General features: G+C 53.6%; 1 rRNA gene. It reads left to right on the top strand.

Going from position 1 to position 3,214, the window contains the following annotated elements:
- Positions 1–259: 259 nt before the first annotated feature.
- Positions 260–3,154 (top strand): 23S ribosomal RNA (locus E1963_RS19085).
- Positions 3,155–3,214: the final 60 nt, after the last annotated feature.

Raw genomic sequence — 3,214 nt, 5'->3', positions numbered from 1 at the left:
CATGTACCTTGAAAACTGCATACGAGAAATAGGTCATATCATCAACGGATAAGCCGATGATATGACGCGATTAAATATCTTAATTTAATCAAGACATCCGAGGTAATGTTAGCAACATCAACCGATATTCGAGACAACGAATCGAAAAAACATCCTGCCGGGCGATAGCGGCCCGGCGGGTATTACCTGAGAAGCCAGCACATGCCACGCTAGGCATGTGGAGCAAAAGGAGGCACACCCGTACCTCCCCAAGCGGGCTGGTCATGCTAGAAAGAGCATATGGTGGATGCCTTGGCACTAAGAGCCGATGAAAGACGTGATAAGCTGCGAAAAGCTTCGGGGAGGGGCAAATACCCAACGATCCGGAGATATCTGAATGGGGAAACCCGGCTGAGGAAACCTCAGCCAGCATATGGTGAATCCATAGCCATATGCGGGGAACCCGGCGAACTGAAACATCTAAGTAGCCGGAGGAAGAGAAAACAACAAGTGATTCCGCAAGTAGCGGCGAGCGAAAGCGGAAGAGCCCAAACCAGGGTGCGTGCACCCTGGGGTTCGGACCGCGCAAGTGATTCGTGAGGACTAGCAGAACGGCTTTGGGAAAGCCGGCCAGAGAGGGTGAAAGCCCCGTAAGCGAAAGTCCGACAGACACGGCGGTATCCAGAGTACCACGAGACACGAGAAACCTTGTGGGAAGACGCGGGGACCACCCCGTAAGGCTAAATACTCCTTAGTGACCGATAGCGCATAGTACTGTGAAGGAAAGGTGAAAAGGACCCCGGGAGGGGAGTGAAAGAGAACCTGAAACCATATGTTTACAACCTGTGGAACCACTTTACATGTGGAACCGCGTACTTTTTGTAGAACGGTCCGGCGAGTTACGCCGGCTGGCAAGGTTAAGCGCTAAAAGGTGCGGAGCCGAAGGGAAACCGAGTCTTAAGAGGGCGCAATAGTCAGCCGGAGTAGACCCGAAACCGGGTGACCTATCCATGTCCAGGTTGAAGCTGCCGTAAAAGGCAATGGAGGACCGAACCCACATCCGTTGAAAAGGGTGGGGATGAGGTGTGGATAGGGGAGAAATTCCAATCGAACCCGGAGATAGCTGGTTCTCCTCGAAATAGCTTTAGGGCTAGCCTCATACGAGTCTTGCGGAGGTAGAGCACTGAATTTCCTAGGGGGCGTCAAAGCTTACCGAAGAATATCAAACTCCGAATGCCGCGTAGATGATGTATGGGAGTCAGACTGCACGAGATAAGTTGGGCAGTCGAAAGGGAAAGAGCCCAGACCTGCGGCTAAGGCCCCGAAATGTGTGTTAAGTGGAAAAGGATGTGGGATTTCGAAGACAACTAGGATGTTGGCTCAGAAGCAGCCACACATTCAAAGAGTGCGTAATAGCTCACTAGTCGAGAGGTCCTGCGCCGAAAATGTCCGGGGCTGAAACACACTGCCGAAGCCCAGGGATTGACAGACGTCAATCGGTAGAGGAGCATTGGATGCGCGAGGAAGCGGCACCGTAAGGAGCCGTGGAGGGCATCGAAGAGAGAATGCCGGAATGAGTAGCGAGAGGAAGGTGGGAATCCTTCCGGCCGAATATCCAAGGTTTCCAGAGTAAAGCTGATCTGCTCTGGGTAAGTCGGGGCCTAAGGCGAGGGCGGAAGCCGTAGCCGATGGACAACAGGTTGAGATTCCTGTACTGCGATATGACAGAACTGTGGGGACACGTGTGGAAAGCACAAGCCGGGAACGGAAAGCCCGGCGCAAGCGGGGTAGGAGCGCTATAGGCAAATCCGTAGCACGATCCGAAGACGTGACGCGTACCGAAATGCAAGTAGGGAAGTGTGTGAGCCATGCGTCAAGAAAAGCCGCTATCGTTCATATCGTACCCGTACCGCAAACCGACACAGGTAGATGAGGAGAGAATCCTAAGGCCGACGGGAGAAGCATTGTCAAGGAACTCGGCAAAATGACTCCGTAACTTCGGGAGAAGGAGTGCCAGTGAAAGCTGGCCGCAGAGAATTGGCCCAAGCAACTGTTTAGCAAAAACACAGGTCTATGCAAAACCGAAAGGTGAAGTATATGGGCTGACGCCTGCCCGGTGCTGGAAGGTTAAGGGGAGAGGTTAGCGGTAACGCGAAGCTTTGAACTTAAGCCCCAGTAAACGGCGGCCGTAACTATAACGGTCCTAAGGTAGCGAAATTCCTTGTCGGGTAAGTTCCGACCCGCACGAAAGGCGTAATGATTTGGGCACTGTCTCGACAATGCACCCGGTGAAATTGAAATACCAGTGAAGATGCTGGTTACCTGCGCCAGGACGGAAAGACCCCATGGAGCTTTACTCCAGCTTGATACTGGGATTCGGTATTGCATGTACAGGATAGGTGGGAGGCAAGGAAGCGATGACGCCAGCCGTCGCGGAGCCGCTGTTGGGATACCACCCTTGCAGTATTGGATTTCTAACCAGAGGCCGTGATCCGGCCTGGGGACAATGTCAGGTGGGGAGTTTGACTGGGGCGGTCGCCTCCGAAAGGGTATCGGAGGCGCTCAAAGGTCCTCTCAGGATGGTCGGAAACCATCCGCAGAGTGCAAAGGCATAAGAGGGCTTGACTGCGACACCGACGGGTGGAGCAGGTACGAAAGTAGGACTTAGTGATCCGGTGGTATAAAGTGGGATTGCCATCGCTCAACGGATAAAAGCTACCCTGGGGATAACAGGCTTATCACTCCCAAGAGTTCACATCGACGGAGTGGTTTGGCACCTCGATGTCGGCTCATCGCATCCTGGGGCTGAAGTAGGTCCCAAGGGTTGGGCTGTTCGCCCATTAAAGCGGTACGCGAGCTGGGTTCAGAACGTCGTGAGACAGTTCGGTCCCTATCCGGCGTGGGCGTAGGATATTTGAGAGGAGCTGTCCTCAGTACGAGAGGACCGGGATGGACCGGCCGCTGGTGTACCTGTTGTTCTGCCAGGAGCATGGCAGGGTAGCCAAGCCGGGACGGGATAAACGCTGAAGGCATCTAAGCGTGAAGCCCCCCTTAAGATGAGATATCCCTGCGCAAGCAGTAAGACCCCTTGAAGACGACGAGGTAGATAGGGCAGAGGTGGAAGTGCAGCAATGCATGGAGCTGACTGCTACTAATCGGTCGAGGGCATGACCAGATATGATGGTGGATAGGTAATGGATGCAGGTATTTCTTGTGTGCAGTTTTGAAGGTACAT

Origin of the sequence: Extibacter muris, assembly GCF_004345005.1 — a bacterium.
Lineage (GTDB): Bacteria > Bacillota > Clostridia > Lachnospirales > Lachnospiraceae > Extibacter > Extibacter muris.
This window is presented reverse-complemented; position numbering and strand designations above follow the sequence as displayed.